24 protein-coding genes and 1 tRNA gene are annotated in these 26,578 nt (G+C 64.1%); 9 read left to right on the plus strand and 16 right to left on the minus strand.

Going from position 1 to position 26,578, the window contains the following annotated elements; genetic code table 11:
* Positions 1 to 159: 159 nt before the first annotated feature.
* Positions 160 to 990, plus strand: a complete 831-nt coding sequence (gene proC / locus MFF55_RS15290; protein ID WP_238244969.1) for a pyrroline-5-carboxylate reductase — start codon at positions 160 to 162, stop codon at positions 988 to 990.
* A gap of 67 nt (positions 991 to 1,057) precedes the next feature.
* The gene (locus tag MFF55_RS15295; RefSeq protein ID WP_238244970.1) at positions 1,058 to 1,792 is read left to right on the plus strand and encodes a TetR/AcrR family transcriptional regulator; all 735 of its coding nucleotides are present in this window, start codon (positions 1,058 to 1,060) and stop codon (positions 1,790 to 1,792) included.
* Here MFF55_RS15295 and MFF55_RS15300 read toward each other — a convergent pair.
* Both MFF55_RS15300 and MFF55_RS15305 read right to left on the minus strand, forming a co-directional pair.
* The gene (locus MFF55_RS15300; RefSeq protein WP_238244971.1) at positions 1,789 to 2,607 is read right to left on the minus strand and encodes an AprI/Inh family metalloprotease inhibitor; all 819 of its coding nucleotides are present in this window, start codon (positions 2,605 to 2,607) and stop codon (positions 1,789 to 1,791) included. The two genes, MFF55_RS15295 and MFF55_RS15300, sit on opposite strands and share 4 nt — an antisense overlap.
* On the minus strand, positions 2,604 to 3,548 hold the full coding sequence (locus MFF55_RS15305) for a 2-hydroxyacid dehydrogenase (RefSeq protein WP_238245024.1): 945 nt from the start codon (positions 3,546 to 3,548) through the stop codon (positions 2,604 to 2,606). The genes MFF55_RS15300 and MFF55_RS15305 overlap by 4 nt, the downstream gene beginning before the upstream one ends.
* Before the next feature lie 212 nt (positions 3,549 to 3,760).
* Between MFF55_RS15305 and leuC the strand changes: the two genes are divergently transcribed.
* The 3 genes from leuC to MFF55_RS15320 all read left to right on the plus strand — a co-directional run bounded on the left by leuC (position 3,761) and on the right by MFF55_RS15320 (position 7,027).
* Positions 3,761 to 5,173, plus strand: coding sequence for a 3-isopropylmalate dehydratase large subunit (gene leuC, locus MFF55_RS15310; protein WP_238244972.1), 1,413 nt, complete (start codon positions 3,761 to 3,763; stop codon positions 5,171 to 5,173).
* A gap of 91 nt (positions 5,174 to 5,264) precedes the next feature.
* A tRNA-Leu gene (locus MFF55_RS15315) sits at positions 5,265 to 5,349 on the plus strand.
* A gap of 97 nt (positions 5,350 to 5,446) precedes the next feature.
* Positions 5,447 to 7,027, plus strand: coding sequence for a site-specific integrase (locus MFF55_RS15320; protein WP_238244973.1), 1,581 nt, complete (start codon positions 5,447 to 5,449; stop codon positions 7,025 to 7,027).
* Positions 7,028 to 7,134: 107 nt separating this feature from the next.
* Here MFF55_RS15320 and MFF55_RS15325 read toward each other — a convergent pair.
* The 3 genes from MFF55_RS15325 to MFF55_RS15335 all read right to left on the minus strand — a co-directional run bounded on the left by MFF55_RS15325 (position 7,135) and on the right by MFF55_RS15335 (position 8,678).
* Positions 7,135 to 7,895 (minus strand): IS5 family transposase gene (locus MFF55_RS15325; protein WP_238244974.1). Its coding sequence is split into 2 segments (ribosomal slippage): positions 7,135 to 7,562 and positions 7,562 to 7,895, totalling 762 coding nucleotides; the frame shifts between segments, so codons are not numbered across the junction.
* A 156-nt stretch (positions 7,896 to 8,051) separates the two neighbouring features.
* Complete coding sequence (locus tag MFF55_RS15330) at positions 8,052 to 8,189, minus strand: hypothetical protein (RefSeq protein WP_238244975.1); 138 nt, start codon at positions 8,187 to 8,189, stop codon at positions 8,052 to 8,054.
* A 189-nt stretch (positions 8,190 to 8,378) separates the two neighbouring features.
* Positions 8,379 to 8,678, minus strand: a complete 300-nt coding sequence (locus tag MFF55_RS15335) for a hypothetical protein (protein WP_238244976.1) — start codon at positions 8,676 to 8,678, stop codon at positions 8,379 to 8,381.
* Between the two features lie 439 nt (positions 8,679 to 9,117).
* Between MFF55_RS15335 and MFF55_RS15340 the strand changes: the two genes are divergently transcribed.
* On the plus strand, positions 9,118 to 9,378 hold the full coding sequence (locus tag MFF55_RS15340) for a hypothetical protein (protein WP_238244977.1): 261 nt from the start codon (positions 9,118 to 9,120) through the stop codon (positions 9,376 to 9,378).
* An 18-nt stretch (positions 9,379 to 9,396) separates the two neighbouring features.
* Here MFF55_RS15340 and MFF55_RS15345 read toward each other — a convergent pair whose 3' ends face one another.
* Both MFF55_RS15345 and MFF55_RS15350 read right to left on the minus strand, forming a co-directional pair.
* Positions 9,397 to 10,095: a sigma-70 family RNA polymerase sigma factor gene (locus MFF55_RS15345; RefSeq protein ID WP_238244978.1), complete on the minus strand. Its 699-nt coding sequence runs from the start codon at positions 10,093 to 10,095 to the stop codon at positions 9,397 to 9,399.
* Between the two features lie 24 nt (positions 10,096 to 10,119).
* Positions 10,120 to 10,509: a hypothetical protein gene (locus MFF55_RS15350; protein WP_238244979.1), complete on the minus strand. Its 390-nt coding sequence runs from the start codon at positions 10,507 to 10,509 to the stop codon at positions 10,120 to 10,122.
* Between the two features lie 361 nt (positions 10,510 to 10,870).
* On the opposite strand from MFF55_RS15350, the gene MFF55_RS15355 reads away from it, so the two are divergent.
* The 3 genes from MFF55_RS15355 (at position 10,871) to MFF55_RS15365 (ending at position 13,031) form a co-directional block, all read left to right on the plus strand.
* On the plus strand, positions 10,871 to 11,083 hold the full coding sequence (locus MFF55_RS15355; protein WP_238244980.1) for a hypothetical protein: 213 nt from the start codon (positions 10,871 to 10,873) through the stop codon (positions 11,081 to 11,083).
* A gap of 291 nt (positions 11,084 to 11,374) precedes the next feature.
* Entirely contained in the window at positions 11,375 to 11,638 is a 264-nt protein-coding gene (locus tag MFF55_RS15360) for a hypothetical protein (RefSeq protein ID WP_238244981.1), read from the plus strand.
* A 322-nt stretch (positions 11,639 to 11,960) separates the two neighbouring features.
* Positions 11,961 to 13,031, plus strand: a complete 1,071-nt coding sequence (locus MFF55_RS15365; protein ID WP_238244982.1) for an IS630 family transposase — start codon at positions 11,961 to 11,963, stop codon at positions 13,029 to 13,031.
* A 96-nt stretch (positions 13,032 to 13,127) separates the two neighbouring features.
* Here MFF55_RS15365 and MFF55_RS15370 read toward each other — a convergent pair whose 3' ends face one another.
* From MFF55_RS15370 to MFF55_RS15410, 9 genes are all read right to left on the minus strand, one after another.
* Positions 13,128 to 14,498 carry a pilus assembly protein TadG-related protein gene (locus tag MFF55_RS15370; protein WP_238244983.1) on the minus strand — a complete coding sequence of 457 codons (1,371 nt, stop codon included), beginning with the start codon at positions 14,496 to 14,498 and terminating at the stop codon, positions 13,128 to 13,130.
* A gap of 325 nt (positions 14,499 to 14,823) precedes the next feature.
* A complete protein-coding gene (locus tag MFF55_RS15375; RefSeq protein ID WP_465263327.1) occupies positions 14,824 to 15,396 on the minus strand; it encodes a hypothetical protein in 573 nt (190 codons plus the stop codon).
* Positions 15,397 to 15,736: 340 nt separating this feature from the next.
* Positions 15,737 to 17,305 carry a response regulator gene (locus tag MFF55_RS15380; protein ID WP_238244984.1) on the minus strand — a complete coding sequence of 523 codons (1,569 nt, stop codon included), beginning with the start codon at positions 17,303 to 17,305 and terminating at the stop codon, positions 15,737 to 15,739.
* A gap of 797 nt (positions 17,306 to 18,102) precedes the next feature.
* Entirely contained in the window at positions 18,103 to 18,822 is a 720-nt protein-coding gene (locus tag MFF55_RS15385; RefSeq protein WP_238244985.1) for a LuxR C-terminal-related transcriptional regulator, read from the minus strand.
* Between the two features lie 287 nt (positions 18,823 to 19,109).
* Positions 19,110 to 20,213 carry a response regulator gene (locus MFF55_RS15390; RefSeq protein WP_238244986.1) on the minus strand — a complete coding sequence of 368 codons (1,104 nt, stop codon included), beginning with the start codon at positions 20,211 to 20,213 and terminating at the stop codon, positions 19,110 to 19,112.
* 84 nt (positions 20,214 to 20,297) lie between these two features.
* Positions 20,298 to 21,179, minus strand: coding sequence for a cellulose biosynthesis protein BcsN (gene bcsN / locus MFF55_RS15395; RefSeq protein WP_238244987.1), 882 nt, complete (start codon positions 21,177 to 21,179; stop codon positions 20,298 to 20,300).
* Positions 21,180 to 21,337: 158 nt separating this feature from the next.
* A complete protein-coding gene (locus MFF55_RS15400; protein WP_238244988.1) occupies positions 21,338 to 23,230 on the minus strand; it encodes a hypothetical protein in 1,893 nt (630 codons plus the stop codon).
* Positions 23,215 to 24,288: a family 8 glycosyl hydrolase gene (locus tag MFF55_RS15405; protein ID WP_238244989.1), complete on the minus strand. Its 1,074-nt coding sequence runs from the start codon at positions 24,286 to 24,288 to the stop codon at positions 23,215 to 23,217. The genes MFF55_RS15400 and MFF55_RS15405 overlap by 16 nt, the downstream gene beginning before the upstream one ends.
* Positions 24,285 to 26,576, minus strand: coding sequence for a cellulose biosynthesis cyclic di-GMP-binding regulatory protein BcsB (locus MFF55_RS15410; protein WP_238244990.1), 2,292 nt, complete (start codon positions 26,574 to 26,576; stop codon positions 24,285 to 24,287). Before MFF55_RS15410 ends, MFF55_RS15405 begins: the two co-directional genes overlap by 4 nt.
* Positions 26,577 to 26,578: the final 2 nt, after the last annotated feature.

The raw sequence follows: 26,578 nt of genomic DNA on the forward strand, positions 1-26,578 counted from the left end.
GACCTGGGTTGTCATTCCGGGGCTGCGAAGCAGAACCCGGAACCCAGAGCCGCCAACGTCCCAAGCTGAAGAATTGTCGACGGTTCTGGGTTCCAGGCTCGCCTGCGGCGCCCCGGAATGACAAAGCCGGGTGACACGAGCAGTCTCCAAGATCGTACCATGGCCGATCCCGACAGAGTATCCGCTCTTCCCGCCTCTCTCACCCTCGTCGGTGCCGGCAAGATGGGCGGCGCCATGCTCTCGGGCTGGCTCGCCGGCGGCCTCGACCCGACGCGCACCAGCGTCGTCGATCCGGCGCCTGCGCCCGGGATCATCGATCTCTGTGCGGGGCGCGGCATCGCGCTCAATCCCGCGCGGGTTCCGGCGGCCGACGCGCTGATCCTGGCAATCAAGCCGCAGGGTCTCGACGCGGCAGCCACCGCGCTCGCCTCCCTCGCCGGTCCCGACACGCTGGTCGTCTCGATCCTGGCCGGCAAGACCATCGCGGACCTCAAGGCCCGATTGCCCGGCGTGCGCGCCGTGGTGCGGGCGATGCCGAACCTTCCCGCGAGCATCGGGCGCGGTGCGACCGGCGCCGTCGCGAGCCCGGAGACGAGCCCGGCTCAGAGGGCCGGCGCGGACGCGCTCCTGCGTGCCGCCGGCCTCGTCGAGTGGCTCGACGACGAGGCGCTGATCGACGCGCTGACGGCCGTCTCTGGCTCCGGTCCGGCCTACGTCTTCCTGCTCGCCGAGGCCCTGGCGGAAGCCGGTGTCGCTGCGGGCCTGCCGGCGGAGATGGCGGCGCGCCTCGCCCGCGCCACGGTCGCCGGCGCCGGCGCGCTCCTCGATCAGGACCCGCGCGATGCCGGGCAGCTGCGACGGGACGTCACCTCGCCCAGTGGCACGACGGAGGCCGCGCTCACGGTCCTGATGCGGCCTGACGGCCTTCCTGCGCTCATGCGCGAGGCCGTCGCCGCCGCGCATCGCCGGGCCGGCGAGCTCTCCGGCTGAGCCCGCCTCTAACCGATCCGCGCCCGGCACCTACATGAGGAGGCCAGAGGAAGAGGATCGGAGCACCATGGACACGTCCCCGCCCGCAGCGACGCCGCCGCCGCCCAAGCTGCCCCCGCGCGAGGCGGCCGTCGAGGCGCTGATGCGGCTCGCCGCCGAGCAGCCCTGGAACGACATCGAGATCGGCGACATCGCCCGCGAGGCGGGCCTCAGCCTGGCCGAGTTCCGCGACCTGTTTCCCTCGAAGGGCGCCGTCCTCGGCGGCCTCTCGCGGATCATCGACCGCAAGGTGCTCGAGGCCGACAATTCCGACCTCGCCGACGAGCCGACCCGCGAGCGCCTGTTCGACGTGCTGATGCGCCGCCTCGACGCGATGACGCCCTACAAGCCGGCCCTGCGCCGCATCGCCTATGCCCTACGCGGCGATCCGTTCTCGATGCTGGCGCTCAACGGCGTCGCCCTCAACTCGCAGCGCTTCATGCTCGCCGCCGCCGGCATCAACACGGAGGGACCGCTCGGGCGCCTCAAGCTCCAGGGCGTGGTCATCGCCTTCGCCCGCACCCTGGAGACCTGGCTCGACGACGACGATCCGGCGCTGGCGCGCACCATGGCCCGCCTCGACCGCGAGATCCGCAACGGCGAGCGCTTCATGGAGCGTGCCGAGGATGCCCGCCGCCTGACGGCACCCCTGCGGGCGATCGGCCGCTCGCTGCTGGAGCGCCGGTCGAACAAGGGGATGCGGGCGCCCCGCAACGAGGACGACGGCAACCCGCTGGGCGGCGATCCCGCCGCGGCGATCTAGGGCTCGACCCGCCGCAGCACGAAGGTCGTGCCGATATCCGGCTCGCGCCGCCAGCGACCCTCGCCCGCCGGCACGAGGTCGACGCTGTGGCCGCGCTTCGCCGTGAGGGTCAGGCGTCCCGATGCGTAGCGCCATGCCACCGGATCGAACACGGTGACGCCCCCGTCGCGGCAGCCGTCGCGTATCCGCACTGGCGCCCGCCCCGGGTCGCCCTCCATCAATTCGAGGCGGCAAACGTCCTGCTCGCGGTAGCGGTCGAGGGCGTAGGTGCCCGGAGCGGGTCGCTCGCCCGGGGAGAGTGGCTCCGCCCGCGACGGTCCCGGATCTCGGCCTGCCACTGACGCCTCCGGGACAGCGGGCGATGCCGGCGCCGGGGGCGGCTGCATCGCCGCGATCTGGAGCGGAACCAAGCTGTAGGTCTCGCCGCCATCCGTCCGGGCGACCAGACTGCGCTCATCCGGACGGCGGGTGAAGAGAAGGATCGGGCGGACGTCCTTGTCGACGAGGCGGACCACCCCGTCGGCGAACAGCCATCCCGCGATCCCGCTGAGGATGGGCAGCGCCTTGCGGCAGCCGGCCGGGAAGGAGAGGCGCCGCCCGGCATCGATGCGCTCGGCGCCCAAGGTCAGGACGCAGCGGCGGGTGCCGCCGTCGCGGGTGAGGTCCCAGGTGCCCGGCACGCCGGCCAGGGAGTCTGGTAGGCTCGGCACGAAGGCGGCGTCCGGTGCCGGTGCATCCTGCGCAAGAGCCCTGTGACCCGGGCCTGCGCCGCAAAGCAGGGCCGCAAGGAGGAACGTCGCGACCTGCGTCCTCATGGCCCGCCGCTCCAGGGCGTCTCCGGCACCGGCGTCAAAGGGCCTTTGCCGGCAAACCACGAGATGAGGTTGTCGACGACGAGCCCTCCCATGGCTGCCCGGGTATGGACCGAGGCCGAGCCGACATGCGGCAGGAGTACGACGCGGTCGAGCGCGAGCAGCGCCTCCGGCACGTGCGGCTCGTTGGCGAAGACGTCGAGCCCGGCGCCGAGGATCGTGCGGTTCCGGAGCGCCGCGATCAATGCCGGCTCGTCGATGAGGCTGCCGCGGGCGATGTTGACGAGGATCCCCTCCGGCCCGAGCGCCGCCAGCACCGCGGCGTCGACGATCCCCGCGGTCCCGGGACCGCCCGGCGCGGCGATCATCAGCGTGTCCACGGCCCGGGCCAGTTCGATCAAGCTCGGGTGATAGGCGTAGGCCACGTCTGGGACCCGGGTCCGGTTGTGATAGGCGATGCCGACGCCGAACCCTTCGAGCCGGCGCGCGATGGCCCGGCCGATCCGCCCGAGGCCGAGGATGCCGATGGTCCTGCCCCTCAGGGTCGCCGTGAGAGGGTAGGAGCCCTTCGGCCACAGACCGGCCCGCAGGTGCCGCTCGGCCGCCGGCAAGTCCCGCACCGTCGCGAGGAGGAGGCCGAGCGCGATGTCCGCGACCTCGTCGGTGAGCACATCCGGGGTGTGGGTAACCACGATGCCGCGCGCCCGCGCGCCCTGCGCGTCGATGGTGTCGTAGCCGACGCCGAGGCTCGCCACGATCTCGAGCTTCGGCAAGGCGTCCATCAGGGGACCGTCGATAGGCGATTGCGCCGCCGCGGCGATGCCCCGGATGCGCGGCCCGAGGCCGGCTTGCAGCGTCGCGAGGTCCGGCGCCGATCCGACCTGGTGCAGCGTGAATTGGGCACCGAGCGCGTCCATCACCGCGGGCGGCATCGGCTTCAGCATAAGGATGTCGGCGGGATCGCGGCTCAAGGCGGCTCCTGGCAGAGGGGTGTCTTGTGGTTCCTAAAACGCGGCTCAGGCGCGGTCCAGCGCGGTCATGCCCCCTGTTCCCGGCAGCCATCCGCGCCTTGCATCGGCGCCGGCCCTTCCGAAACGCATCGCCCGACATTACTAAGGGAATTCAACGAGACAGCGACCCCGAGCCCCAAGCGATCATGACCGCGCCGCGCACCCTTTACGACAAGATCTGGGACGACCACGTGGTCGACGTCGAGCCCGACGGCACCGCGCTGCTCTACATCGACCGGCACCTCGTCCACGAGGTCACCAGCCCCCAGGCGTTCGAGGGCCTGCGCGCGGCCGGCCGGCGCGTGCGCCACCCCGAGAAGACGCTGGCCGTCGTCGACCACAACGTCCAGACCTCGGACCGCCGCTTCGGGATCGAGGACCCGGAGAGCCGCATTCAGCTCGAGGCGCTGGCCGAGAACGTGCGTGACTTCGGCATCGAGTTCTACGACGCCCTCGACCGCCGCCAGGGCATCGTCCACATCATCGGCCCCGAGCAGGGATTCACGCTGCCTGGCCAGACCATCGTCTGCGGCGACAGCCACACCTCGACCCACGGCGCCTTCGGCGCGCTCGCTCACGGCATCGGCACATCGGAGGTCGAGCACGTGCTCGCCACCCAGACGCTCTTGCAGAAGAAGGCGCGCAACATGCGCGTGACCGTCGACGGCACCCTGCCGCTCGGCGTGACGGCCAAGGACATCATCCTCGCGATCATCGGCGAGATCGGCACGGCCGGCGGCACCGGCCACGTCATCGAATATGCCGGCGAGGCGATCCGCGCCCTCTCGATGGAGGGGCGGATGACGATCTGCAACATGTCCATCGAGGGCGGCGCCCGCGCCGGGCTGGTGGCGCCCGACGCCACCACCTTCGCCTACGTGAGGGACCGGCCGAAGGCGCCGAAGGGCGAGGCCTTCGAGCGGGCCCGTGCCTATTGGGAGAGCCTGGCCACCGACGATGGCGCCACTTTCGACCGCGAGGTCCGCCTCGACGCCGCCAGCCTGCCGCCGATCGTGAGCTGGGGCACGAGCCCGGAGGACGTCGTTTCGGTCTCGGGCCGGGTGCCCGATCCGGCCACGATCCCCGACGAGAACAAGCGGCAATCCAAGGAGAAGGCGCTCGCCTATATGGGCCTGACGCCCGGCACCAGGGTGACCGACATCACTCTGGACCGGGTCTTCATCGGCTCCTGCACCAATGGCCGCATCGAGGATCTGCGGGCGGTGGCGAAGATGGTCGAGGGGCGCCGGGTGCATCCCAACGTCTCGGCCATGGTGGTGCCGGGCTCCGGCCTCGTGAAAGCTCAGGCGGAAGCGGAGGGGATCGACCGCGTCCTGCGGGATGCCGGCTTCGACTGGCGCGAGCCGGGCTGCTCCATGTGCCTGGGCATGAACGCCGACCGCCTCTCGCCGCTCGAGCGCTGCGCCTCGACCTCGAACCGCAATTTCGAGGGGCGCCAGGGTCCGCGCGGCCGCACCCACCTCGTCTCGCCCGCGATGGCGGCGGCGGCGGCCGTGGCGGGCCGCTTCGTCGACATCCGCGAATGGCGCGACGCCTGAGGCATGGGCGGACGATCGGGGCGGATTCCGGATTGACGATCCCGGCCGCCCCGCCTAAACGACCCCATCGTCGGTCGCGCACGCCCGACGGGCCCAGGTGGCGGAATTGGTAGACGCGCTGGTTTCAGGTACCAGTCTTGCAAGAGGTGAAGGTTCGAGTCCTTTCCTGGGCACCATCAGCGGCCTAAAGCGCTGATCCGCATAGAAGTTGTGTAGAGTCAGTAGGTTGGGACTGCCCGTTGGTACAGACGGGTGGTACAAGTGCCTCTTACGATGACTCGTCCCTTCAAGCACCCCGTAACCGGTATCTACTGGCTTCGTCGGGCGGTGCCGGCAGATCTGCGTCCCCTTCTCGGCAAGAGAGAAGAGAAGCGAACCCTCGGAACGCGGGACCCGGTTGAGGCACGGAAACGCCACGCCGCGGAGCTCGCGCTGCTCGAGGAACGCTGGGCGGCAGCTCGCAACACGATGGGCGACGCGGCAAAAGCGTCCGCCGGTTCAAGCCAGCAGCTTGCAAGTTTGACGGAGGGGCAGGCGCACGAGCGTGCGGCCTGGATGTATACGTTCTGGCTGAACGATTACCGTGACCGTCCGGGTGAGCAGACCTTCTGGCCGACGGCCCTGTACGACAAGCTTTGGATTGAAGTGCCAGCTTGGCAACCATTCTTGGATGCCACCGAGGAGCACGGCCCTCCAGATCCACCCCCCGCGGCTAGGCAGGAGGACAAGCGCCTGAAGGCTCTGCGAGAATGGTGCTTTGACCATGCTGACGACGTCCTCGCCGTAAACGGATTGGTCGTTGCAGAGCCGAGCCGCCTCCGACTGGCGAAGGCTATTGCAGCCGCGGTCCAGCGGGCCAGTTTGCGCCTTGAACGTCTAGCGCTGGGTGAAATCGAGGATATCTTGGTGCCAAGGAATGATCGGCGTGTCCACTCTGCTTCCGCTTCGAGAGCGTCAGTCAGCTTCGACGAGCTGGTGCGCGGCTGGATCGCCGAACGGAAGCCAGGGCCGAAGACGATCTATGAGTGGTCGCGCGAGGTGAGGAAGTTCACGACGTTCCTCGGCCATTCGGATGCTGATTGCGTCACCCCAAAGGATGTGGTGCGTTGGAAGGAGGCGCTCATCGAGCAAGGTCTCTCTGCGAAGACGATCAGCGATGCCAAGCTCGCGGCGATTCGAACTGTGCTGCAGTGGGGCGCTGATAGTCGTCGACTGTCCATCAACCCGGCCGAGCGCGTCAGGATGGACGTGAAGAAGTCTGGCAAAGGCCGGCTCGGGTTCTCGGACGCTGAGGCTGCTATCATCCTGAGTGCTGCCCTTGCCGAAACAAATCCGGTGCTGCGCTGGGTTCCTTGGCTTTGTGCCTACTCGGGAGCACGACTATCAGAGGTATGCCAGCTGCGAGCCGAAGATGTGCGTGAGATCGACGGGTTCTGGTGCATGGTCATCGACAGCGATGCGGGATCAGTGAAGACTGCAGCTTCAGAACGAACGGTCCCTTTGCACAAAGCCGTGCTGGACACCGGCTTTGTTGAATTCGTGCGGAAGGTTGGCCGCGGTCCTCTCTTCGCGGATTTATCACCAGACCGGTTTGGCAAGCGCGGCGGCAACGGTACCAAGATGCTGGGTCGCTGGGTACGAGGTTTGGGCCTCACAGACACTCGGCTGGCACCGAACCATAGTTGGCGACACCGCTTGAAGACGCTTGGACGCCGTCATGGCTTGGCGCTAGATATCGTGAACGCAATCACCGGTCACGGCAGTCGGACCGTCGCGGATCGCTATGGGGAAGTCGAGGTTGCCGCGATGCAACGCGAGCTGACGAAGATCCCAGAATTGCCCCTCAAGCGTTAACGCCCGAGGGCCGCGCGCTGGTGGAAGCAGTTAATCGACAACTCGCCATTCTCGCGGCTGACGCGGTCTAGCTGTGGGCGGCCAAGTCGCCTTAGGGTCAGGACTCACTACCGGGGCAGCCAGAAGATGACCGTCGCCGCGAGTGCGATGGCGGACATGAAGGTGTGGGCGCACCGGTCGTAGCGGGTTGCCACCCTGCGCCAGTCCTTCAGCCGGCCGAACATGATCTCGATCTTGTGGCGGGAACGGTAGAGCTGTTTGCCGTGCCGGATCGGGCGGGAGCGGCCCGAGCGACCGGGGATGCACGGACGTGTGCCCCTGTCGCGCAGCGCCTGCCGGAACCAGTCAGCGTCGTAGCCTCGATCAGCAATGAGCACGGGTGCCTCCGGCATGGCGGGCAGCATGGTCGCCGCGCCCTTGTAGTCGCTGACCTGGCCTTCGGTCAGGAGCAGAACCCGCGGGCGGCCTTGCTCGTCGCAAACTGCATGGAGCTTCGAGTTCAGGCCGCCTTTCGTGCGCCCAATACGGCGCGGAACAGCCCCTTTTTGCGGAGCGACGCCGCGGTCCGGTGCGCCTTTAGGTGCGTGGCATCGACCATGAGCTGGTCCGGCCTGCCGCCCTCCGCCGCAAGCCCGGCGAAGATGCGGTTGAACACGCCGGCTCGGCTCCACCGGACGAACCGGTTGTAGAGCGTCTTGTGGGGGCCATAGGCGGGCGGAGCGTCGTGCCACATCAGCCCGTTCCGGATCACGTAGATGATGCCCGACAGCACTCGCCTGTCGTCCACCCGCGCTAAACCCCGCTGCAACGGGAAGAACGGCTCGATCCGGCGCATCTGCGCCTCTGAAAGCAGGAACGGCTCAGCCATGAGGGCACCTCCGGCACCCCGAATCCGCTACGCCGCGAGCCGTTCCACACGAGCGTTATTGGGTCCTGAGCCTAGTCGTCTACAACATCTTTCACGCGTCGTTTTGCAACAAGCTCGCCGTCAAGTTGAAGCTTTCTCACGAGAGCGCCAAGGCAACTACTCAAAAGCACGGGCATAACCCTTTTCCTTGTAGCGGCTGATCGATACTTCCATTTCGTTTCCGTCGTCATACTTGACAACAACGCGATCTTTTTCAGGTGTGTCACCCTTCAGCCGATAAATGCCGTGGGTCATCTGGAACTCCTGGTGACTACGCATGTCAACGATGTTGGAGGCGTGAACCGGACGGTCTAAGCCGAAGCTGAGTTCAGATGGCCCTTGATCTTATTAGTTCATCTACGGCGCCGTTGCGATTGCGCCTAACATCAACACGCGCAGTTGTATGCTGCGGCCTGACAGCGAAGATAGTGACTCTCTTCGTGTTCAGTTCGCCGCAATTGCTGGTTTCCAACTGCCTGAAGACAATTCGTCGGTCATGATCCGGAACTTGTCCAGAGCCACGACCACCACGCGCTGCCAGAAAGCATGCTGGGCCGGCTGTCGGATCAGCTCGAAATGCACTTCGTCAGACACGTACTCCACTACGGCAAAGCGTGCGACATCATTCAGCTGTGTGCAAAGAAAACTGTGAAGGACGGCGTCGATCTCGTCCTCCGTCGCGTCGGAGCGGTTGGCAAGCTCCCGTAGGGCCTGCAGGCACGGCTCAGCATCCTGCATGGTCAAGCGTCCAGCGCCTCGGGCTTATGCTCCGGCCGCGCCTTCACCGCTGAACGCGACCGACCCGCTTAGCTTTCGGCGATACCCCTATCACGTACTAGCTTGGCCGCAAATGAATCGCGGCGCCTCCAAAGCACCCTTCCTCGCGAGGCAATGCAGCGGGTTGCCGTCATCATGTGCCTGAGGCTGCCGCGTAGGGCTGATGAGACGAAACGCCCTTACTGATTTGCTAACTGTGTCTCGACCCAAGCTGTGCTGCTGTACCTTCAGAGCGGCATGGCCCTGCTGGCGATCGGTGACACCGCTGGTGCGGCCGCTCGGCCCCTGGTGCGGCGCAAGACGGTAAATTCCTGCGAGGTTCGGCTATCGGACAACGCTCAGCGCACCACAAGACCCAGCAGCTCGCAAGCAGCTTCGTTCATGGCGACCCGCGTTGAGGCTCATCATGTCCGACGATTTCGACAGGCTTCGCGACGAGTTCAGGAGGTTCAGGATGGTGCTTGCACGCATGGTCGAGGCCAGCGATGCCGTGCTGCAGGGCACGTCGGTTGCCAAGGCGCTGATCAACGACGGTGTCCCCGCAGGCAAGGGCAGCCTCTTCCAGCTACAACTCAACCACGAGATCCGCGTCTTCGAGAAGCGCCAGGAGCTGACCAGACTGATGCAGCGCTACGATCGGCTTCAGGGGAGTTTCTCCACGATCTGACGGGAAGCTCATCTTCTCTCAGATAGCGGCCGTCAATACAGCCTTTGTCGTCTCATCCTGTACAAAGTCCCCCGGTGTGTAGCTGAGCACTTCACTGAGTTTTAGGCGTGCTCGCGAGACACGGCTCTTGATCGTGCCGACCTTGCACTCCATCACGGCTGCAGCCTCGTCGTAGGACAGGTTCTCGACCGCAACGAGCACGAGAGCATCGCGCTGCTCCGAGGGCAATTTGTCCAGCGCCCGCCACATGTCCGCCACGTCCAAGCCATGTCCTTGCGCCGGTGCGATACTGAGCTTGGACTGATAGACGCCGTCGGCATCCTCAACCTCCACGCCCTTGCGGCGGTACTCCGAGTAGAAGGAGTTGCGCATGATCGTGAACAGCCAGGCGATGAGTGTCGTTCCCAGCGTGTACTTGTTGCGGGATTGCCAGGCTTTCAGCAGCGTCGTCTGCACGAGATCGTCGGCCGCCGGCGCATCCCGCGTGAGGGAGAGCGCGTAGGCGCGAAGGCTTGGCAGGTGTTTCACGAGACCTGAGCGCATCTCGGATGTGAGCGCTTCGCCGTGGGCGATGAGCACCGCATCGAGTTGTTGTAGCAAGCCGGCGAACACGTCGGGTGGATCAGCCGATCTGAGTGTGTCGCCGAGATGATTGCGTGCGTCGGCTGGCAGGTCTGCTCTGCGTGTAGAGCGCTGATCGATGTGTGATGGCGACACGAAGCTGCGTCTTTCTACGACCTGTCAACGCTGCCCGAGCACCGCGCTTGCATGGATCTCTGCTCGGGCGACGTCATGCGGCAAGGCTATCGCATGACGCGTCAGGCTGGGCCCATGTCCAGATGTCCCGGTACCTGTGAAGTCCAGTTTCAGGTCGTCTTGTCGTGCCGGCCGTGAGGGTTGCTCGTCAAGCGCTTCACCGAGGAAGTCGGTGCTGGTGAGTTTACGCATGGCTTCATCGCTGCCCGCGATCGTCACCCTGACATCGCAGCGGCCATCGGGATGATGGAACGAGATCGTTACAGGCTTGGCCGCACCGAGCACGGCGACCAGATGCTCCACCTCGTCGATGAAGGTCTGCCTAGCCCCGGCACTCAGCCCCCGCCGTACGAAACTCCGTTTCGTTCTCATCATGAACCTCTTATCTTGGGATGCCTTGGCATTGTGCGAGCGACCCGCCCCGAGCGCTAGCCGGCGCCCGCTTCGCCGAAGCCGCGTTGCAGCGCGGTTCTTTGCGCTCTGACGCTCGCGCCGCGCTTCTAATGATCCTGTGCCGAGACGGGGACGTATACCCCCGATGCCAAGCTCCATCAGATGCTCGAGGCTGTCCAGAGTGGGTTCAAGTCAGCGTGGCAGCGCTCTAGCGTTTCTGCCACCGTCACAAGCTCATGCGCACCCATGTTTCGAAGGATCGACAGCGAGCCGGCCAGCAGGGCTGATCCCAGGCCATTTGGCCACCTTGCTCGGCGCCTTCGGCCTGTCCTAGGCTAGGACTATGATGGACGACAAAGCTTTTGGCGGAGAGATCGAGATCGCCTTGTTAGATAGGGCCATAGACGCGCTGCGAACTTCCGGTCGCTTCGTCCGGAAATTGCCCGGCTCACGCGACAGCTACTTTATCGACGACGGCTCGCTCCTAACGGCAGCGCAGGTGGTGGCGCTCGCATGGAGCGCCGGCCTAATGGGCGGGTCCGAGGGCATGCAGTAGCGAGGACCGGAACACGAAAGCGATATCTCGATAGCACATCCTACAAAACGCTTTGGCGATGAAGGTCGGCCGGCGATACGAAATCGACCGGCGTACAATGCAGGCGGTCTTCGGACGGCAGGGCGTTCTGAAGGCATGGCGTACCCCGGAAGACGACTTCTTGGATCAGCTGCGGGGCGTCGATGTCAGCGCTTGGCCGTGCAGGCAGGACGTTTTTACCGATGCTTCAGGATCATGCAGTACGAAAAGCCGGGCAAGCCTATCTTAATAGCCCGGGACCGATGCTAGACAATGACCTGCCAGCCTACCTTCGGCGATCTATTGCGCCGAGGTGCGATCACCAAGGCCGACATTACTAACGTCGTCGACGCCTACATGACCAATCTTCAGCTCAGACGGCTGAGGGTGGGCGATGCCTACTTAATCGACCCTGCTGCCGCCGTCCGGGAATGCGACCACGCCATTCTGGTGCTCGCCGACGCTGAGATCGAAGATTGTCGTAAGCGGAGTGCGGTCCGCACCGCGCTTCTACTTGCTCACCCTATAAAGGCGTGATGGTGCAGCCATGCGAAGACCGCGAAATGTCGGGATGGGCTTTAGCATGCGGGGGGCGGTAACGATCAGCGCAGCGCTTCGAGTGAAGCGAGCGGACGTTGAGATGGAAGCTTAGTGCCTCGACAAGTATTGCGATGTCACTACTTATTACAGTTGTGTACTGACAGGCAAACCCGAACGAGCAAGAGGCGCTGGTCGATCGTGCAATGAGGATGATCCAGGACGTTGTAAATTCGCGCTAGTGGTATGAATCTGAAATGTTTTTGCGATTTGAGGTGACGGGATCGAGGCTGCTTTGGTCCTATGATGGAAGGCAGCCGTAGTGCGCGGTCGCAAGCCGGTTTTGCTCACGCTGAGCGACGAGGAGCGCGCGGCGCTGGAGAGCATCGTGCGCCGGCGCGGCAGCGGTGAGGCACTCGCTCAGCGTGCCCGCATCGTTCTGGCCTGCGCCGAACCGGACTCGACCAATGCGGGCGTGGCGCGAGCGCTGGGCGTGAGTCGCTCCAGCGCGATTGTTTGGCGCCAGCGCTTCCTGGCCCACCGGCTGGAGGGCCTCGTCGACCAGCCTCGCTCAGGGGCACCGCGCCAGGTCGGGGATGATCAGATCGAGCGCCTGATCGCGCTGACCCTGGAGACTCAGCCCGACAACGCCACGCACTGGTCGACGCGGGCCATGGCCCGGCAGGCCGGCATGAGCCAAACTATGGTCTCGCGTGTGTGGCATGCCTTCGGCTTGGCGCCGCACCGGCAAAAGACCTTCCCGCTGTCCTCCGACCCGGCTCTCGTCGACAAGGTGCGTGACATGGTCGGCCTTTACATGGCCTCGCCCGACCGGGCGCTGGTACTGTGCGTGGACGAGAAGCCCCAGATCCAAGCCGTCGAGCGCACTGCGCCGGTGCTGCCGATGCGCCCCGGCCAGCCCGAACGCGCAATCCACGACGACAAGCAGCACGCAACCACCGACCTGTTAGCAGCGCTGGACGTGAGGACAGGCACCGTGATCGGCGCTCGCAAAGGTCGGCACCATGCGGTCGCGTTCTGCGCCTTCCTGGACGAGGTCGAGGCGGCGGTGCCGGCCGAGCTCGACGTGCACCTCGTTCTCGACAACGCCGCCACCTACAAAACCCGGCTGATCTTCGACTGGCTCGTCAAGCGCTCGCGCTGGCACCTGCACTTCACTCCAACCTCGGCTTCCTGGCTCAACCTTATCGAGGGCTGGTTCGCGCTGCTGACCCGCAGGCGCCTGCAGCAGGGCGTGTTCACCAGCACCGCCGACCTTGGGGCGGCGATCCACGCATACATCGACCAGACCAACGCCGACCCGAAGCCCTTCGTCTGGACCAAGACGTCCGACGCCATGGCTTGGCCGACCCTGAGGCGGAGTGTGCCTTGATGCGTAACGCCGTCAGCACGGCGATCCTGATGAGCCGTCCCTCCAAGGCATGAATGCCGACGTGGCGAGCGCGTCTGGTTACGGCTGTGCGGGCTCCTAGTGTGAGAGCACGGTGTCGGCTGAGCTTGGGCCGACCCCCTCGGGCACGGGCACGTCCGTGCTGCCGTAGCGCGCGTTCAGCATCAGGTTGGGGCCGTCATACAGGTTGATCTGGCGAGCCACGATCACGGTGTAGGCGGATTGGTCCGCCACCGGCTTCTTGGAGTCTATGATCAGCCGACCGACAGGCAGGTAGATGGTGCCTAAAAGCGTGCGCGCCTCGTCGCTGATAATCCGGTACTCGCGCAGACCTAACGCACCCTCAGGCGCGTTCTTCGCCTTGCCCTTGCCGCTGGCCGGCAAAGGAAGCGAAATCGGGCTTGAGGTCTCCGGGTCCTCGGAGAACAGCAGCCCGGCCATGTCACCGTCCCTGGGCGCAGTGAGGCTTACCACACTATCCTGGTCAAACAGCAAGCCTGCCTTGTCGCCGGTGAAGTAGAGGCTGACGTTCGTACCCGCGAGCGAGCCCTTCTTGTCGACGATGAGGGGACCATCCTTCATGATGTAGGTACCCGGCCGCAGGGTCACCGATGCCTTCTTCGTTAGGCGTAAACCACCGCAATAGGTGCCCGGATCGAGGGTGACGGTGCCGCTCACCACATTCGATCCATAGGCGGGATCATCCGGGCCGTCGTCGCCCTTCTTCGGGTTCGTGTAGGTTGGGAGCACGATGCAGGGGCCAGGTGATGGACGTGCCCGGCCAGCCAGTGGGTCCTTCAGCGGCGGGCAACCCGTGGCGGGCGGCGGCGTGAAGTTCGCGCTGCTGCCCTTGTAACCGCCCGCCGTGCAGGTGGAGATCGAACTGGCCACGGCGTTGTTCTCCGCCTGGATGCCGGCCGAGCTCGTGGAGTTCGAGTAGAGCGAGCAGTCGGTGGCGGTGATCCGGGCCGAAGCCTCCAGGTGGAAGGCCCCCTGGCGCGTCGGGTCGAGCGCGAGCAGGCAGAGGCGTGTGGTGCCGGCGAGCTTGGCGGTGGAGTGCACGACGAGCTCCACCTGCGGCACGTTGAGGAGCTTGCCGAAGGCGAGCGGCACGCTCTCGCGGACCGTCACCTTGACCGAGGAATGGTTGCCCAGCACCTCGGCCTGGACCTGCGGCTGGCGGTCGGTCGAGGCCTGCGCCTGACCCTGGGCCATGGCGATGGCCGCGCGGATGGCGGCCGCGTCGTCCGTGTTGGCGAGCTTGAACTGGTTGACGCCCGCGATGCTGCCGCCGTCGGCGGCGCGCTGCAGCTCGGTGCGGCGCTTGACCAGCGAGCCGTATTCCAGGGCCGCCGAGGTGAGACCCATAAGAACGGGGATTGCGAGCGCAAAGATCAGTGCCACCCCGCCATGATTGTTCCCAGTCAATGCTCGTACGTAATGGTTCATGGCTCGCGCTCCTGATCGCACGAAGATGCGAGGGCAGCTCCTTCCAAGTTCTAAATCCTGACGAATGAACTCGGGTGTTACTCACGATTTGAACGGAAGGATTCGAACAAAATTACTAGCTTATGTTTGTTTGTATGACTCCATACCGACGACTGTAAGTGACTGGATCTAACACGCACGTACCGTCGGTGGCGAGCAGTGCGCGTCTCGCACACTGCGCTGAGACTTCGATTGAGTGCACCTTACCGTGCTGCCCTGAGGCGGCTAAGCGGCTTCAGAGCTGGTCGCTCATGAAGCGCGGCGGCGCGGCGATGATCGGGAGGTCTCAGCTTCTGGTGCCGTAACGGCTGCGGCAGTGCTGTCGGCGCTTTCGTGCGAGGCGGGTGCCGGTAGTGCAGGTATGGGCCCAGCCGGCGGCCGCTCCTCGCCATGCAGAACGAAGCGGGCGAAGGCAGGGCGACACGTTCTCGTACTCGTTGATGATGCGCACCGTCGCGTACATCTCGGGCTTGAGCAGGTTGTTGCTGTTGTCGATCTCGCCGCGCACGACGATTCGGCGCGTCGCCGGGTCGACGGAGGTGCCGATGAAGTTCACTCGCGCCTCGAAGACCCGGTCCGGATAGGCGAGGACCCGGAATTGCAGCCGCTCGCCCAGGCTCACCTTGGCCGCGTCGGGCTCGCGAAGCTGAGCCACGAGCCAGACCAGCGACAGGTCGCCGATGACGTAGGACGGGTCCGTCCCGCCCGTGGCCACGTATTGCCCGGGTCCGATCTTGCGCTGGATGATCGTGCCGCTGAGCGGTGCGTTGATCATCGTCTCGGCATTGATCACGCCCTTCTGCTGGAGCGCGGTCATGTCGGCATCCTTGAGGCCGAGGATGCGCAGCCGGTTGCGCACCGCCTCCAGTCCGACCTCCGCGGTCTTGAGATCGTTCGTGGCGTTCGAGAGGTCGTTCTGCGCGGTCTGAAGCTCACGCAGGGTGAGAAGCGGCGAGACCTCTCAAAGGCAGTTAGGCAGATCGCCATTACCGCGATGATGCCCGTGCAGGGACAAAGATTATCGGTCCGGAGGTCCGAACCATGATCAAGTGTTACGGAAGATGCGCAGGCGTTTTTCGACAGTATGTTGGGTCAGTGCGTATGTGGTTAATAGCAAAGCATGGGAAACACCTAAGTCGAATTTTTAGTGTCTGTAATCTCGCGCATGAGGGTACATAAGAAGCAAAATGATAAAATGTTCAACCGCGTGCGACTTTGTGAAAATGTGACTGTTCTATTTGGCCTTCATTCCAACTGAGCCACAAACACAATTCCTTGATCGTAAGTGAGATGCAATGCATGGCAAGGTCCAGCGACGCCGCCACATCCTCGCCACTTCGGGTTGCAAGTTCAAGATGCCGCGCGACGAAAACCATTCTCTCGCAGCCGAGAAAGCCGGCGCTGGAAATCAAATTGTGCGCGTCGCGGCACACTGAGGTCGCCGTCGAGGACTTCTCGTCGAAGGAGGTTTCGAATTGTTTGATAAGGCTCCTGACGAGTCGAAGAACACTTTGAGAACCGATAAGGTCCCGGACCACCGCGAGCTTGGCGTGATCAAGAATCGTTATTTTGGAGGAATGTGCGGCGAGTTCTTCTGCCTTTTCGCCCTCAACAACTGGGTATCGCGGAAGATCAGGTGGTGTCGGTCTGAGTCTATCACGAACAGCTGTGTCGCTCTGCCTTGAATGTGGTGAAGTGTTGTCGGCAAGAGGGACAATAGTGCGGCTCGTCAGGACATCTGCGCCGAGCTGGGATATCTCGAAGCTGATGAAGTCATCCGCCGCCTCTGCCTCTACAAGACCGTCAACAGTTAATCTCATAACTGCATCTATCAGTCGTTTGCCTGTGAGGCCGAGTGCGTATTCTGAGCCATATCCGCTATCGGGCGTTCCGTGGACCGCGTGCGTGCGAGAACTGACGTAGAGGAGAGCGAGCAATTGCAGTGCGTCGGAATCAAGTGCCTCGATGTTGGGACGCAGCTGCTTACGACGTAACGAAAAGTTTCGAACTGTCTTGGCCACAGCAAGCCACGATGCTTCTTCTTCGATTCGGAAAGAAATATCGCACAACGCCTCATGACGTCCCGATACGTCGATCGAAGGGAGCAGGAAGCACGGCACCTTCTCGCGAAGTGCCATCAGTTCTCTTGCACTTGCATCGTCGATCACGAGGACCGCATCGGCGTTCGTCTCATCGGCATCGATGAGTTCGAAGCAGAGCCTGAGCGCTGCCGCATGTTGGGCGGGCACCTCGGTGGGCAGTATCGTTCTTGGCAGCCCTGAGAGGCCGAAACGCTGCCATCGCAGCAGCGGATTTCTTCGGCCATGCTCCAGGGTTGCGATTTGGGACGGAAAGGATCGATCGACTGGGTTGACGGCCGGAATAGGAAGCTTCGCGCTGAGCCGGTCCAGGGCGGCATACAGCACGGCCGGCTGGATCGGCTTTACGAGGATGGCGTCGAACAAGCCGTCGGAGCCGCGACGGGCCGCCAGCCCTTTACGGTCGGCGGTGATTCCGATGAGGGGCACATGTGTCTCGGCGGATCTGCTATTCAACTCGCGGAGGAGGCGAGCTAAGGCGTAGCCGTCCATCTCGGGCAGATGATAGTCGAGTAGGACGACATCGTATCGCTGGTCGTTGAAGGATCTGAGGGCACGAAAACCGTCGGCCACGATCTCGACGGCATGGCCCTTGGCTCTGCACAGTATCGAGACGACTTCCTGCGCGAGGGAGTCGTCCTCAACCAGCAAAATGCTCAGTCCATCCATTTCCCGCTCTCCCTCGCGCCCGTCGTCTGAGCGACTTCGCATGCAGGCCGTAAGCATCGAAACATCGATCAAGATCGGCAGTATGCAGCCAAGTGAAGTTTTTCCGTACTTAGCCGAGTCCAAAATATATCTGGCATTCGCAAACCAAGACCGCTAACGGATCGCGAGCTCAATCTCTAGCTTATCGGCGCTTTAGCTGAAATTTCTGTCCGCATCGAATGCAAGTTAAGCCAAGTCTTGGGCTGATTTTTATGTGCAAAGAGGTAAAGCAGATCTGGTTAAAAGATGATTTAATTGCCAACGTAGTCCAGCATATATAACGGCTTAGGCCGGACGGCATACCGCGTAGTACCTTAAGTCGTAGGCGAATTTGCCGTATTGATCATCCGTTATGTTGTTAGGCGTGTTGCGACGATGGGAAAGTTCGATCAGGTTTCGAATGGCTTCCTGCAGTGCGTAGTGGCAAGCCCCGAATAACTCGGGCGTCGACCTCGGAGATGTCCGAGCTTAGATCAGGCTGTCGGCCCTGCTAATGCCGCGATATGCCGCCAAGCCGACACGCAAACCTTTCCTCTATGGGTCTTTGTGGCATGCCTTGCCGATTGCACTTGAGGAGCTGCGAAAGATGCGGTCAGTTGCAACCCTGTGATGGTCAGGAATGAAGGGCCTACTCAACGCAACACTCGATTTCGTCAGCGACGGAATTCGTACTTCGCCCTGGGTCTTTGCCGTGACACACGAGCGGCTGTTTCACACCGCATGATGGAACCGGCCGCAGCTACCATGAAAACCTCGAGCTACTCGAGAAGCTGAGCGCCTCGGACCGCCGCCGCAGACCTATTCGCGACCTTTAAAGTTCTGAGTAGGGCAGCGATGTGCACCTTGACAGTGCCTTCGCTCAGAGAAAGCAATCGGGCGATCTCTTTATTCGATTTTCCAACCGAAACAAGTCTCAGGACATCGCATTGCCTCTTGGTGAGTTTTGAAACCAGAGCCGCGTCATCTTCGACCGTACCGCTGGACTCCTTAGACGATATCACGGATTTTCTCATCGCTTGTGGCAAGAGCATGTCGCTGGGAAAGCCGTCGGATGGGATCGTTGCAAGAGAGGAGGGTACGAAGATCTGTCCGGACACGATTATTTCGATGGCTTTTGCGAGTTCGCCGACACCGAGAATTTTTGGAACATACCCATGTGCTCCGGCCTCCAAAGCCCGAAGTATGTTGATCCGGTACGCGGATCCGGAAACGATGGCGACGCGAACTTCGGGGAAACATTCCCTAACCGCGCTAACGGAACTGGCGTCGGCCATTCCCGGCATCTGAAGGTCGAACAGGGCGAGGGAGATCGCACCGTCCATCTCGCCCAAGCGGGCAAGAGCCTCATCTAAAGAACCGGTTTCAATGACCGATTCAAATCCTAGACGTTGAGTCAGGATGGCGCTTGCGGCAATCCGGAAGAACTCGTCGTCGTCCGCCACCAGGGCGCACCTGTTCTGCAACGATCGCTGGTTCATGGTTTCCACAGTTCACCTTTACGCGAACGCCGGTCGCGGCTGTGGACCGTTCACGGGCTTCCTACCTTGCCGCCTCCCGCTTGGCGACCAGCGGCGCCGCTCGATGCGCCGAAAGCTTGAATGCGTTACGTCGATTGTCCCGCGTGCGGCCAAGGGTGCGTCATGGAGAGCGGCCACCGATGCGCCTTGACCAGTGGGCACGTCGTTCGCAACCCTCCGATCGATCTTCGCAGAGATCGGCGACGGCAAGTGAATGCCTGATCTCGGGACCGAGGTCATGCTGTGCGTCAGCCGGGTCCGAGCACTCGAACGAACGTGTCTCGATCTACGGTGGCTTCAATCCGTTTCAGCGTTTCGTCGTTCGTCACGGCAGAGACACCGCGTGGAGAAACGGCGATGTTGACTCCGCTCTCGCAGTGTCTGCATGACACGAAGCCAAGGAGTTCAAGTCGAACAATCGCTGCCGTAAGCTCTTCGCCCGAGTACCCAGTGACGTATTCGCTGGCTGAGTCGCCCCGGTTCATCTGTATCACGATCTCCTTTCCTGCCGTGACGAGGAGGCTCATGAGGCGCCATGAGATCGGATCGAAGCTCGAAATAGGCTTAATCAGACGGCTGCGCTGCATCGCGAAGCTCAGCTGCGCTTCAGCGACCATCGACCACGATGCGGGATCGTCGATCTTGAAATGGGTGTCGCAGGAGCCTTGGAGATGCCCCGACAGATCGGCAGAAGGAATAAGTTGCGAAGCCGACGATCTTCGGTGTTGCGCCAGTCCCTCAAGCCCTCCTTCGTTCAACACCAGTACGAGATCGGCTTTATCCGGGCTTGCGGCAAGATCGAAGCACTGACTTAGCGCTTCCGCTTGTTCCGTAGTCGCTGCCGGAAACGCGACGATCGTGGGACGGCCCTTCAAACCTCGACGGCGCCAGAGGACCGACGCGATGTCGAGCAAATCCCCGGCGTTCCCTCCACCGCCCAGTGACTCCATGCAGATCGAGGTGTCGGCGGCGCGATCGGACAGCCTTGAATGTGGCTCGAGACTGCCGAGCAGCGCTTCCGGATCGAGCGGTTTCGGCAGTACAGCGTCGAATAGCTTGTCCGCACCCCGACGAGCAGCGAGGCCGTCCTTGTCCGACGTCATGGCGATGAGCCGCAGGGGCTCACCGCCTCGATCCCCGATTTCCCTCATCAGACGGGCCAAGGCGTACCCGTCCATCTCTGGAAGATGGTAGTCGACGAGCGCAAGGCGATGGCCGGCCTCGCTTAGAAGGCGCAGCCCCAGGAAGCCGTCGCACGCCACGTCGACCCGATACCCCTTGGCTTCGCACAGGAGTCGGATGAGGTCTTGAGAGATGGGATCGTCCTCGACGACCAGGACCTGCTTGTGCATCGTATTTCTCTGCCGAACACTTGTTGCGGGCCTGCGTGGCGAACCAACACGATCCGAAGCGGATGATCGATTGCGAACGGTACCTCAGTTTCGCGTCGCGGCGGCGTTCGGCTTCGAGGGACCGCGGAAAGCTTCCATCGGAAGATCGGCGGCAATGGCGCTTGGCGCGGCTGCAGCAGATCTGAAGGTGCCAAGACCCGTCGGCATACCGGGTGTCGCTGGCGCCGGGAAAGTCGCGGGCTTCGATCGCTCCGCACGGGAGGGCTCCGGCAGCAACGTGTCGCTGGCGAGGTAGCGCTGCCGTGGTTCGTTCATTGCGACATTCGCGATGGGCTGTCGAGGCGGCGTGGTGGGCATTTCCAGGCGGCTCCGATTGATCCGCTGCCTTGGTTGCCGGGGAGGCTGCGACGCGGCGAAAACCGGCTGGTTCGGTCGCAGGAACGGGGTGCCCTCCCTCCGATGCACCAAGCGGATCCGATCAATCGCCGCGGCCATCGCCTCGAATGTGATGTCGCTGCGGCAGAGACGAACCCGGAGGGAGACGGAGCTCGGTGCCCCCTCCCGATCCGCGCTCTCCTTGGATTGGCCGAGGTGATCGATCCACTGCCAAGCGTACAAACACCGCGTGCCACCGCGAGTCCGCCCGATCGCCAAGCCGTAGGGTCCGTAGGCGTTGGCGGCAGGACGCGTGACGACCTGCATGTCGGTATCGGGAAAATGCTCGACTATTTCCGATCTGATGCCTGCCTCCGTTGGCTTCGCAATCTGCTGCGGATCGACGGCCCTGGTGTTGAGCGAAACGAACAATGGTCGGTCGGCATTGCGATGTTGTACGACACGTATGAAGTTGGCCTGGCGATCGCCGCGAGCTGAGGAGGCTAACTCGGTCGTCTGCTCGACGACCTCGTTGCCGACGCGTTCCCGAGGAAGCGAGGGACGGCCCACCCAGTCCGGCAGAACGGCCATAGGCGCGACGCCTCCGAGCGTCCCCTCGCCTCGTGCGAAGGAACGCGAGACGGCAGCGTCCAAGCTCGCGAACTGGCCCACCCTAGTGTTCGCGACGTTGTCGCGTCCCGTACAGGCGCCGAGCAGAACGGGGAGTATGATTAGGACGAAGTGTCGGATCATGGCTGGATCGCTCGGATCGTCATGGGAGATTGAGGATTGACGCGTGCATTGGTGGAGAGCGTCCGGTCCGGCGACGTTCCGTGTGGCTCATTCGCATCCGGTACGATCCCTCGGGTCTCGGAGTGCCAGAGCGTGCCTATCGGTGGCGGCTGTTCAGCGGCGATCGTGCCGCTTGCCGCCTCGGCACCGTTCCAACCGACCTTGAGAGTGAAGCCGAAGCGCTCGTAGGGCATCGCGCCGACGCCAGGGACGCGTCGAGCCACGACCGATGGCCGGCCCATCGACCGATCGGGCCATCGCAGATCAGCCACCGCATCCCGACTGGTCGCTGAAGAGGGTGCGAACCGCAGATCGTTCTCCATCTGCACAGCGATGGGAAACTCATTGCGCTTGACGAGCGGGGCCGCGGCGGGGCGTGCGAGATCTCCGGGCTGTGGGACCACGATTCGGGTCCGGCGTGCGTCGACCGGAGTTACGAGATCAAGGTACTCGGCCGTGCGCACGGAAGGGATTTCGTTGGCGCGAATTGCTTTTGCTTCACAGGCAAGCGGCTTGTCCTCGGGCTCCCGAAACAGAAGGTCGACCACCTTCGGGAACAATCCGTCGTAGCGGTTGACGACTTCGACGAACTCGCGCTGTCGCTTCTGGCGTCGCAGAGTCAATGCGTAGCCGTAGACGGTCGCTTCCTTCGGAAACCAGGCGACGGCCCTCTTGAACCAATGCAGCGCGGTTTCGAACTGGCAGGTGTTATACGCATACCAGGCGAGCGCCTGCGCACCCTCGCCGGAGGCGACAGCCGCCACGACCTGGGCATAGCGGAGCAATCTCTCGGCCTCGATGGACTCCGGCGTCGAGCGCGTTAGATCCGCTTCGAGGATGTCGAGGAACAGCAAGGTGTTGTTGACGAGCGGCTCGCGCCAGGCATAGGCGACCTCCTCCGCTTCCCGCCTATGGCCGAGTTGGCGGAGCGTATGGGCGAGACCATGCGCGATCATCGCGTCGCCGCCGCGCGCGATGGAACGCTTGAACCAGGTCAACGCCTCGGGGAAGTCGCGACGCTTGAAGGCGTGCCACGCCACGAGCCCTGCCTGATTTGGATCGTCGGCCGATGCAGCGTAGACCTCGAAGACCGCAAGTTCGGTACTTGACAGGGCGACATCCGGCACGTCGTGGAGCCGCGCGCTAATCCGCGCGCGGGTGATGTCGATCGCGATGGCGTCAAACTCGCCCGGCTGCCCTCGCGCGAGAAGCTTTCCGACGTCCAAAACGGGGAGGACCGCCAATCCCCGCAGGATCGTGGCACGCCGCTCTTCCGGCGTGGTCCGGGGTGCCGCCATGACACGCGCGAGCAGCGCGTTCGCCTCGCTGGTTCGATCTGCCCGGGCAAGTGCTTCGGCAATCGCCCAGGCAAGTTCGACATCGGTCTCGTCGATATCCGCCGAGCGGGCACGCACCAGACCGACGAGGTCGATCCATCGGCCGGCATGGGCGAGTCCAAGTGCGTCAGTCCGCAACTCGCGATGCTTCATCTGCCGGCTTAAGGCATGGGACGGTCGCCACTTCGCGTCGGTCCGCGAGCGGGCGGCGAGCGCTGCGCGCAGCTCGTCCAGCCGGCCCGCCGCAAGCATGTCCCAGTACGGTCCTTCGTCCTCCTGGCCGGGCTCCGCCGTCCACAGATCGGCGGGAGGCTGCCAGCCTGGATGACGACGACGCAGCCGCTCGGTCTCGGCATCGACGCGTGCCGTCAGCTTCTCGGCCGCGTAGTAGCGAAGCGCACTCTCGTCGGGTTTTGGCGCGGATTCGGCGTGGCGCCTCGTCATCAGGATCGGGGACTGCGCCATCGCCGGTCCGGCAGCCAGCAGAAGCAGAAGGGTCAGCGCGCGACGCATGTGGGATACCTCATGCGAGCCGCGGCAAGCGCCAGCATGTGCAAGGTGACGGGATAGTAGTGTTCGGTGGCGACGCGGACCGAGCGAAGCGAAGCGGGCAATGGAGTGCCGTCCGCCGCGCATGCCGCGAGCGATGCAATGGCCGCGTAACCGCTGTCTCGCATCCACTCAATGGTTCGGCCGGTGCTGGTATCCACCACGGGCAGCCCTCTTTCGTCGCGCTTCTTCCAGAGCGCCAGAAACGGTCCGTAGAGTTCGGGAGAGGAGACGCCGGCCCACGCAAGGTAGAGGGGGATGCGTATGGAGTTGTAGGCGAAGGTCGGAGCGAAGCCTTCGGCTGCACGCGGGCTCTCGCCTCGGAGCGAGATCCATTCCGTCGGCAGCCGATCCGTGCCGAAACGTGCAGACTCGACGAGCCGGCGGCCACTGCGGGCTAATCCCATCCAGTCGAACTCCGGAGCGACACGGGCCATCCGGTCGAAGGCCGGGAACACCCAGTAGGACAAGTTGATGACAGGACCGTCCTCCCGGTCCTCTGCCGAGAAGCCGAAGATCCCGGGCAGCAGCAAAGGGCCGTGCGCCACCTTCGGCAGGATCAGCTTGCGCCCGAGCTCCACCGCAATCCGACGACCCGCGACGCGATGCGAGGGATCAGACCAAGCCTCGACGGCCTCGACAAGCGCCCAGGCGACGAGGAGATCTCCGTCGGACGCGTCGTTCATGTCAGCGACGGCCGGGCGCTTGTCGGGCTCCCAGCGCCAGGCGAGGAGTTGGTCGTCGCGCACCATCAGGTTGGCACGCGTCCACGTCCAAATCCGTTCGAAGGCAGCTCGGTCATTTGCCGCGACCGCGAGCAGCATGCCGTAGCCCTGACCTTCGCTGTGACTGATGCCGCCGTTCGCCGTGTCCACCACACGACCCTGCTCGGTGACGAAGCGGGACTTGTAAGCTCGCCAAGCCTCGGCATCGGCCAGCGAGCCGGCGAGCGGAACGAGCGGTTGCGCGACAACGCCGGTCGCCATGGCCAGAAGGATCAGGAGGCTTGCAAAGACGTTCATGGCGATTTCCGTCCGAGGCTGCCGAGGAGCCAATGTGTCGAACCGGCAAGACAGGCTGCCACGAGTAGTGCGAGGAGCGCGTAGAGTCCGGCGTTCAACGAGAGCCATCCGGCGGCAATCCGGCGAAGGTTGCCGATCGACAGAGGTGCGGTGGCGACGTAGCGGGGGGCGTCAGGCGTCAGGCTCGCGATGGCGCCGGAACCCGACAGGGTGGCGAGGCGCCCCTCTGGCGCATGCCAGACGCGTGGGTGGACCAAGCACCTCATGGCCATTTCCAGCGACGGAGCGTCCGACGCCGTTGCGACGGTGAGGACGTCGTCCGGCTCGGGGCCGGTGATGGCCTGCGCGACGACCCCGAAGGCGCGGGCGAAATCGGCGGCTTCACGGTTGCGCGAACCGCCGACTGCTTCGGACGGTGCGGTCGCCCCATCCCAGGCGTGACACGCTTCGATGCCGTCCTGGCGCAGAAGGCGCCGTTGGCGCGCCGCACTGCCGTAGGCCGTTTCCGGCGCCCCGCCCGCCTCCAAGGGGAGCCGCGTCCGCCACGCGTCGCGCAGGAGATTGGGGTCAATCCCGGCCGCGGTCAGGAGCGAGGGGTCGAAGGCGCGGGCAGGCGCGATCGCGATCGTGGGACCTGACCCACTTAACCGGGTCGCGGAAAAGCGAAACGGAACGGGTTTGCCGCCTGCGCGTGCAAGCCTTGCTGCTAAAGTGGCCGCAGCCGCCATCGACGAACGATCCGGCGCAGGCACGAGGAGGGTGGTCGGACGATGCGCGGCTGCATAGGGGTAGCCGGCGCCGAACGTCTGTCCGATGTCGGGCTGCCGAGCGATGCGAGCCAGCGGCGGCACGACAATTGTGGTCGAGGCGGACAGCGTCATCCGCTCAGCCTCGGGTGTGGCTGCCACAGGGCACGTCGCCTCCCCCTTGCGAGGCAGCTGCGTGGCGACGACGATTCGATTGAAGCCCGGCCGCATGAGACGCAGAGGCAGGAAGATCGTCTTCCTTGTCGGCTTCGTAGCGTCCGCTTGGCCGAGCTCGACGCTGGCGGCGTTGACGCCGTTGATCTCGGCAAGGATCTTTGCATCCGTGGCTAGGCCGGCCGCGTACCGTCCCGTGACCTCAAGAACGAGCTTGGCGTAGTCGGCGACGAGCACGTCGTGCGGTAGAAGAAGATCAATGACGATCCGGTGTTGACGCCCCGTGAAGGAGACGTCGGCGAATCCAAACTCGTGCAAGGTGATGCGCTCGCCGCCCTCGACCGGTCGGCCTGCGGCATCGGCCAGGACGCGCAGGCCAGGCTTGGTTCCAAGGGGCTTCGCTTTATGAATCGTAGCGAGACGCGCGAGAGCCTGCTCGACTTCGGCTTCGGTCGTACCGGTTGCCAGGAGCGTCGGGCGCCTGTCCGGGCGCGAAGGCAGGAGCGCCAAGTGCGGTCCGACGATACCCTCAACGGCTCTAGGACCGAGTATCGACGCCATCGTGCCTGCCGTACCGACGGCGAAATTGATGCCCTCCGTGCCGCCTGCAGGGGCCCCGAAGTCGACGACAGGCTGGACGACCCGACCCGCAAGAACGAGTTCCTGAACGGCCGTCAGCAACCGTTCGACCGCCACCTCGGTCAAGCGCTCCGTTCCGTGAACTAGTCGGATCGGAGTCGCACCGTCCGAGGCAACGCCGAGAGCCGGCAGATCGCGCAGGTCGGTGATCGTACCGGCGCGCTCGGTGCCGACCAGAAAGCCTGTGCCGTCGACGTCGATCTGCGTCCACAGCTCATACGTCGCTGCGAGCGTGCAATCGACCCGGTGCCTCTGGTCCACGGACACGCCGACTGCGTTGTAGCCGGGCACGAAGCGACCGGGCGGGATGTCGAAGTGAATGGTTCGGATGCCGCTCGCGCCCTCCACCGGCGCGGTACCAACGACCTCGTCGTTGATAGCGAGCGTGATGGTCGATGCTTCCGGGAGCACCGAGATGGCGGACAGATAGCTTACCGCGAACCGACCCCCGACACGCGCTTCGGTCTCCGTGACGTAGAAGGCCCAAGACGCGCGACCGTTCTCGCCCGAGAGCCGAAGGCTGGCCGAGTTCGGCTGTGGTCGCCGGATATTTCGCGAAGGCAGCACCGAAGGAAAGTTCTCTGCCTCGGGCTTGGGAGACGCGTCGAGGGAGGGCGGCAGAACGAAAGTCTGGGTCGGCCCGCTTCCTGAGAAGACTTGGGCGATCGCAGCCGGCATGGCCGTGCAGGACAAAAGGCCTGCCGCAAGGGTGATGAGGGCGACGCGCATGA

This window comes from Methylobacterium iners (assembly GCF_022179305.1).
GTDB lineage: Bacteria > Pseudomonadota > Alphaproteobacteria > Rhizobiales > Beijerinckiaceae > Methylobacterium > Methylobacterium iners.

Excerpts from the sequence above, each read along its gene's own strand:
- proC (WP_238244969.1), top strand. The coding sequence starts at position 160 with ATGGCCGATCCCGACAGAGTATCCGCTCTTCCCGCCTCTCTCACCCTC.
- MFF55_RS15295 (WP_238244970.1), top strand. The coding sequence starts at position 1,058 with ATGGACACGTCCCCGCCCGCAGCGACGCCGCCGCCGCCCAAGCTGCCC.
- MFF55_RS15300 (WP_238244971.1), bottom strand. The coding sequence starts at position 2,607 with ATGAGGACGCAGGTCGCGACGTTCCTCCTTGCGGCCCTGCTTTGCGGC.
- MFF55_RS15305 (WP_238245024.1), bottom strand. The coding sequence starts at position 3,548 with ATGCTGAAGCCGATGCCGCCCGCGGTGATGGACGCGCTCGGTGCCCAA.
- leuC (WP_238244972.1), top strand. The coding sequence starts at position 3,761 with ATGACCGCGCCGCGCACCCTTTACGACAAGATCTGGGACGACCACGTG.
- MFF55_RS15320 (WP_238244973.1), top strand. The coding sequence starts at position 5,447 with ATGACTCGTCCCTTCAAGCACCCCGTAACCGGTATCTACTGGCTTCGT.
- MFF55_RS15330 (WP_238244975.1), bottom strand. The coding sequence starts at position 8,189 with ATGACCCACGGCATTTATCGGCTGAAGGGTGACACACCTGAAAAAGAT.
- MFF55_RS15340 (WP_238244977.1), top strand. The coding sequence starts at position 9,118 with ATGTCCGACGATTTCGACAGGCTTCGCGACGAGTTCAGGAGGTTCAGG.
- MFF55_RS15350 (WP_238244979.1), bottom strand. The coding sequence starts at position 10,509 with ATGATGAGAACGAAACGGAGTTTCGTACGGCGGGGGCTGAGTGCCGGG.
- MFF55_RS15355 (WP_238244980.1), top strand. The coding sequence starts at position 10,871 with ATGATGGACGACAAAGCTTTTGGCGGAGAGATCGAGATCGCCTTGTTA.
- MFF55_RS15360 (WP_238244981.1), top strand. The coding sequence starts at position 11,375 with ATGACCTGCCAGCCTACCTTCGGCGATCTATTGCGCCGAGGTGCGATC.
- MFF55_RS15370 (WP_238244983.1), bottom strand. The coding sequence starts at position 14,498 with ATGAACCATTACGTACGAGCATTGACTGGGAACAATCATGGCGGGGTG.
- MFF55_RS15380 (WP_238244984.1), bottom strand. The coding sequence starts at position 17,305 with ATGGATGGACTGAGCATTTTGCTGGTTGAGGACGACTCCCTCGCGCAG.
- MFF55_RS15385 (WP_238244985.1), bottom strand. The coding sequence starts at position 18,822 with ATGAACCAGCGATCGTTGCAGAACAGGTGCGCCCTGGTGGCGGACGAC.
- MFF55_RS15390 (WP_238244986.1), bottom strand. The coding sequence starts at position 20,213 with ATGCACAAGCAGGTCCTGGTCGTCGAGGACGATCCCATCTCTCAAGAC.
- bcsN (WP_238244987.1), bottom strand. The coding sequence starts at position 21,179 with ATGGCCGTTCTGCCGGACTGGGTGGGCCGTCCCTCGCTTCCTCGGGAA.
- MFF55_RS15400 (WP_238244988.1), bottom strand. The coding sequence starts at position 23,230 with ATGCGTCGCGCGCTGACCCTTCTGCTTCTGCTGGCTGCCGGACCGGCG.
- MFF55_RS15405 (WP_238244989.1), bottom strand. The coding sequence starts at position 24,288 with ATGAACGTCTTTGCAAGCCTCCTGATCCTTCTGGCCATGGCGACCGGC.
- MFF55_RS15410 (WP_238244990.1), bottom strand. The coding sequence starts at position 26,576 with ATGCGCGTCGCCCTCATCACCCTTGCGGCAGGCCTTTTGTCCTGCACG.